Source organism: Mesorhizobium amorphae (assembly GCF_014843845.1).
In the GTDB taxonomy this organism is placed as follows: domain Bacteria; phylum Pseudomonadota; class Alphaproteobacteria; order Rhizobiales; family Rhizobiaceae; genus Mesorhizobium; species Mesorhizobium amorphae_A.
This window is the reverse complement of the sequence record NZ_JHQS01000021.1, coordinates 1-5,793: the sequence shown is the minus strand read 5'-3', so window position 1 is coordinate 5,793 and position 5,793 is coordinate 1. Positions and strand designations below refer to the sequence as shown.

Below are 5,793 nucleotides of genomic sequence, written 5' to 3'. Positions count from 1 at the left end.
CCCTGTAATCCTGACTGAGTTTCGATTGTTGAGGATCAATCGCGGGGCGGCTTACGTCAAATTCAGTGTTTGGATATTCGTCATCTGGCAACGAGATGGACTCGAGCCCGGCGAAGCCCTGATACCGCCTCCCAGTTCATCAGGTCGACGTTGATTGATGTGGCAAATCCAGGGTGAAACTTACTGATGTCAGGTATCGAACGCGCCCCGAGCGGCGCCCTTAAGAATTAAGACACGTTATGCGAGGACAAGGAACGGAATCATGCGCAAAAACCGCCCAAGGTCCACCCGATGAGCGCGCTGCCTTCTGCGCCACCTCATTCGTCAGGTCGACGTAGGCAGGTAACGGCCAGCGCAGCTTGGAGCCATCTCGGCGCTAGATGCCCAAAATATGAATACTGCATTTGACGCAAGCCCACCCGTGCTCGATCCTCGACTGAAGGAAATTCACGAACCGGATTCTGGCCGGCACAGTCTGGCTGAATCGTACTACCCAGCGTGAGGGATGGCTGCATTGACTTTCTAGCATGCGATCCTATGCGAACGTTGGACGGGAGGCGAACGCTGCGAAAAATGAGCAGGGTGGCGGCAGAAGATACGGGTTTAGATTCGTTGACGACATTTGCGCCGCTCAGAAACCGCACGTTTCGCTCGATCTGGCTTGCGACGCAGGTTTCCAGCCTCGGCTGGCTGATGCAGACTGTTGCCATCAGCTGGCTGATGGCGACGATCTCGACTTCCGATCTGATGGTTGCGCTGGTACAGGCTTCATCGAATCTGCCCGCGTTCATTTTATCTGTCTTCGCCGGGGTGCTCGCCGACAATTTCAGCCGTCGCAGGGTCATGTTCGCCGGCCGCTGCGTTATGGTGATAGCCTCTGCGATGCTGACCGCTGTTGTGGCGCTGGGCTTTGTCAATCCGTGGCTGATCCTCGGCTTCAGCTTCTTGATCGCAAGCGGCGGTGCTCTCAACGATCCCGCCTGGCAAGCGTCTGTCGGCGATATCGTGGATCGACGCGACGTTCCCGCTGCCGTCACTCTGCTCTCCGTCGGCTTCAACACTGTCCGGACCGTGGGCCCGGCCCTCGGCGGTATCGTGGTTGCCTCATTCGGGCTTATGGCGGCCTTCTGTGTGACCACCCTCACCTATATGGTGCCCCTGGGCACCATATGGCGCTGCAAGTGGAAGGTTCGCTCCTCACCTCTTCCACGCGAGTCGATGAGGACGGCGATTTATGATGGGCTGCGCTTCACGGCGATGTCATCGGAAATCAAGGCGGCGATCGCGCGCGGAACCCTCTTTGGTCTGGCGAGCATCGCCATACTCGCGCTGTTGCCGCTGGTTGTCCGCGATCAATTGGGGGGAGGACCGCTCGCCTATGGCACGCTCATGGCCGGCTTCGGGACCGGCGCCGTTTTCGCCGGCCTCTCCAACGGCACATTCAGACGGAGCTTATCGCAGGAAAGGCTGATGAGGCTCTCCTGCGTCGCCTGTGCGGCATGCTCCCTTTCCCTGGCGCTGACCTCTTCGATTGCGGTGGCGGCAATTGCCCTCGCCTTGGGTGGCGCGGGTTGGGTCACCGCCTGGTCCGGGGTTGGCGTGAGCGTGCAGCTGGCCAGCCCGCGCTGGGTCGTGGGGCGCACCATCTCGATCTACTATGCCTTGATAGATGGCGGCATCGCCGCTGGCAGCTGGGTATGGGGCACGGTTTCCCAGAACTATTCCCTGACCTGGGCGCTGGAGGGTTCCGCGGCTGCCCTGTTGCTCGTCGCCGCAGCCGGCGTGCTGTTTCCTCTTCGCGAGCGCAACGAGTCCGAGCCCGATCCTTTGGAGGAATTTGATGCCCCGGCTGTCGCTCTCAATTTGAAGCCGAGAAGCGGCCCGATCATGGTCAAGGTCGAATATCTGATAGCTGAGAAGAATCTCGAGGCTTTCCTCGACCTCATGCGCGAGCGCCGTCATGTACACAGCCGCGTCGGTGCTCGGAACTGGACGCTCCAGCGCAACCTGCAGAAACCCATGCAATGGACAGAGATATTCCACACGCCGACCTGGACGGACTACCTGCGGCTGAACCATCGCCTCACGACAGAAGACAAGCAACTGGATGACAGTATTCTCCAATTGCACGCGGGCGAGCTTCCTCCTCTAGTGACGCTCTTGATCGAGCGGCCAACAAGCTCGGCCCGCAAGGGCGAACGGTTGGTCCCGTTCTTTCCCCGCCATTGAAGCTTGACCCTCCAACATCATTCCCCGTTACTTGCTCGTTGTCCTTGCCACCCCGTGATTGCCGTAGCTGGAAGAACGTTCCGGATGTGCCGATACAGCAGCTGCCACCGCAACAGATCTTCCCAACCTTTCGCACTGCATCGCGAAACATGGTCTTCAATCTTTGCGATGGCTTGTATCGATCAGGGGACCGATCGCAGCAATCCGGCTCGGAACCGAAGGACACCATCAACGAACTCGGCCTAGCGTTGCTGAAGCGCCCGAATATGGCATGATCGGCCCGGGTGAAACAATCAGCGGTCGGTCGTGAAGGGTGGCGCTTCGGCTATATCGAAATAAAGTACCTCTGCATCGGTGGGCGATAATTCCGTAGCATGCGGGCGCGCGTCCCCGGACAGCCCGCCGACCAGCGCTACAAGAACGCCTATCTGTTCGGAGCCATGTTCCTGGCACGCGTCGAATGCGCTGCCCTGGCTCTGTCGCATGCCGACACTGAAGCCAGCAGCTCCATCTCGACGAGATCAACGGTCAGGTCCCTAAGGGCGCGCTGCGGTGCCGCTCTTGGATCGCGCTGAATGGATGGCACACAACGGCAAATCTCGACGGGCCGGAGAACCTCACGCCGTTCTTCTGCCGTCGCGATCCCCCGACCTGAACCCGGTGGGAAGGCAACTCGTGCGCTCCAACCGACGCTCAAACCCAGTCTTCGAAACTGCGACGCCATCATCGACGCGGCGCGCGAGACTTGGCCAGAAACTAGTAGCATACCCAGAAATCATCACGTCAATCGGATGAGGCGGTGGGCGCATGTCGTCGGCCAATGGTCATGTCCACTGACATACGCCTTTGCCGACGCTTGATCTCATCAGCGACCGCTTGCCGGAGCTCCCGCAGACCGCCCACTGGACTGTAGGATACTTGCCCAGAAGCAAGTCGGTCAGTCCCTGCCTGCAGTCCAGCCTACATGAGGGACACATTCGCGCCCTATCCAAAAAATCCAATTGTGGGCGAAGCTCCGGCCGCGAAACCGTTCATTTGTCGCAGTGTCAATTATTTGAGTCTGGCCTCGCCAGGTTTGTCCGGCGCTCCACCAACACTGAACCGATTAGGGACGTGGAACATAAGCCAACCATTCGATCTTCCCAAGAGGATGGAACATCCATCCGCACGCGGTCTCGCTGCTAAGGAAGCCGCGTGCAATGACTTGCGCCTGAATTTTGGCAGCCCGCTCATCAGGGCCCTCGCGACGGTTTCTGAGTTCATTGGGGAGTCAGAGAGAGCCGAACTCAGCGTCGAACCAGGCACTGGTATCGGCGGCGCTCTGGCGAGCAAGTCATGCCGTGCCAGAATAGCGCTACCGCTTTGGCTTCCTTTTCGTTGTGGCGGGGAACTACGGGCCTCAGCCGCGGCCCCCCCGCCACTCGAGCCGGTAGCCTTCAGATGAGTCCCGTGAACGGTTTGCGTATCAACCCACGGACGAAGAATTCGACCATCGACGTGTAGTCGAAGACCGGGATACCCCCGGTCGCCTGCTGGACCGCGGCGGCGTAAGGCGGCAAGTCGCCGCACTCCAGCAGCAGGATCCCAATGTCCGGTCGGTCCTTTTGTAGAGCCACCGCGGCATTGACTACGTCAGTCTCGACGGCGTCGACGTCTAGATAATCCACCCCGCCCCTAAGGAAAGTGCGCGCGAACACGGGAGTGTCCTCGAGTCCGGCGATGACTACCCTACGTCCGATGTTGGCTCGCAGCCCGGCCGCTTCCAACATGTCCTGAGTTAGTACAGCCTTGTCTGCCACAATGATGCCGAGTGCCTTGTTAGGGGGAAGCATCATTTCGAGGAAAGGAGCGAGCAGTAGGCTCGATAGGAACACCGGTACATCTACCGCGGCGCGGACCGCTTCCTGGTATCGGATCGAGTACCCGCAGCCGCAAGTGATCAATTGCGCACCCTCGCGTACCAGCTCGGTCGCCGCCTGAACCACAGCCGATGTCATTTCCCCGGCGTCGGGCCCCAAGATCCGGCTCGCAGTCAGGCCAGGTACGGCCTTGTAGCGCACGGGGACGCTCCACGTGGTGGCGTTGCCAGTGTCCCCCGGTAAGAAGGGCATATTCGACCCGCGCTCAAGCATCATGACGCCGACGGGTGCACCGTGGAACGGGAATCGGGGCGAGTGCTTATCTATCGGGAATCGGGGCCACCGCTTACCTTCGGCAAGAGGAAAATCGGTCATGTGGTATCACCTCACAGTAGCCCATACCTTCTGATGGGCGGTTATTTGCGACTTAGGCTGACTTGGTACCCGCATTCGCGTATGCGGAGGCCGGGCCGAGAGCCCACCGCAATATTCAGTACACGAAATGGATACCTGGTCAAGGGATCGTTGTTTAGAATTCATGTCTCGGTGGTGCGCGCGGGCCTCGGCGAACTGTCCGGAGCGTCCGCAAGCGCCTTCGAGCCGGCCCCGACAGGCCTTGTGCTCAGATGCGGGGTTCTGTGCCACAGATTTTGTCGAAGCGCGGCTGCCCGATCGATAGCTTCAACACGGCCCGGAGCTTCGAGTTTCGTGAGGCAATCTCCCAGGTGCGTCGGGACATGGCCCCCTCCGCCGGCCTAGCGATCCGGCGGAAGGTTAAGTTTCGATCACTCCCAAACCGCCATTAGCGGCGGTGCTGTCGGTGCCGCAGGGCAGACTTTCTGGATATCGGCCCTGTTGCTGCCTGTCGTCAGCATGCTGCGCAACCTTTTCACGATTCCAGAACTATTTCGGCGAGGCAGTCGGCCATCATGCGGCTTGCGAACTGCGGCTCGCCTGCTATGAGCAGATCCAGTCGCCCAGCTTCGTCCCATCCCACGCAGCAGAATGGGCAACTATGCTTCATCGGGAGCCAAAACTCCGGTGCGCTGTCAGCTTCGTCCCGCTCGCACGCCTGGTCTTCGGTGGCGCCATGGGCATGCCTCCTCCAGGTCGCGCGAGATACGCACCAACGTTGCCTCGTCACCGAAACGGCCGACGATTTGAAGGCCGATTGGTAAGCCATTAGCGCTCTGGGCCACCGGCAGCGACACAGATGGATGCCCGGTGATATTGAATACACCCATGTACTGATGATTCGCAGCCGCGCCATCCGCGTCACTGAACTCCTCTGAGGATACGTTCGGATTGGTCGTGCAGTAGATGCCTCCGTGCGGCGGGGCAAGATGGGGCATCGTTGGTGTCAGCAAAATATCGAAGGCGTCGATCGCCACGCCGACGCGGAACCGGAATTTCCGGATATCCTCAAGTAGGTCTCCCATGGAAGCAGGTGAAGAATTTCGGCTGCGTTCGTAATGCTTGAGGTTAACTGGTTCCAACGTGTTCGCGTTGATGGTCCTGCCCACGGCCCGCGCCGCAGCATCAAGTGAATCTGCAAAGCGAGTGCCGCCGCCGAGAGATAGCCTCGTTTTCTCTGCGGGCTCATATGGCGGATCCATCTCCGTAACCACATGGCCCATATCCTCCAGGAGTGCAGCAGTTGTATCGACTGCTTGAAGAATTTCCGGATCGAGATCAAACGCTCCCC

The 5,793-nt window shown here is 59.7% G+C and carries 3 protein-coding genes; 1 reads left to right on the top strand and 2 read right to left on the bottom strand.

What is annotated here, in order from left to right:
• The first annotated feature begins 573 nt into the window (after positions 1–573).
• Positions 574–2,229 carry an MFS transporter gene (locus DH08_RS12690; RefSeq protein WP_192179637.1) on the top strand — a complete coding sequence of 552 codons (1,656 nt, stop codon included), beginning with the start codon at positions 574–576 and terminating at the stop codon, positions 2,227–2,229.
• Between the two features lie 1,436 nt (positions 2,230–3,665).
• Here DH08_RS12690 and DH08_RS12685 read toward each other — a convergent pair.
• On the bottom strand, positions 3,666–4,463 hold the full coding sequence (locus DH08_RS12685; RefSeq protein WP_192179636.1) for an aspartate/glutamate racemase family protein: 798 nt from the start codon (positions 4,461–4,463) through the stop codon (positions 3,666–3,668).
• 674 nt (positions 4,464–5,137) lie between these two features.
• Positions 5,138–5,793 (bottom strand): amidase family protein (locus DH08_RS12680; RefSeq protein WP_246800804.1); only part of this gene is annotated, 656 nt, incomplete at its 5' end.

Bases quoted from the DNA above. Each gene is read 5' to 3' on its own strand.
- DH08_RS12690 (WP_192179637.1), top strand. From the start codon at position 574: ATGAGCAGGGTGGCGGCAGAAGATACGGGTTTAGATTCGTTGACGACA.
- DH08_RS12685 (WP_192179636.1), bottom strand. From the start codon at position 4,463: ATGACCGATTTTCCTCTTGCCGAAGGTAAGCGGTGGCCCCGATTCCCG.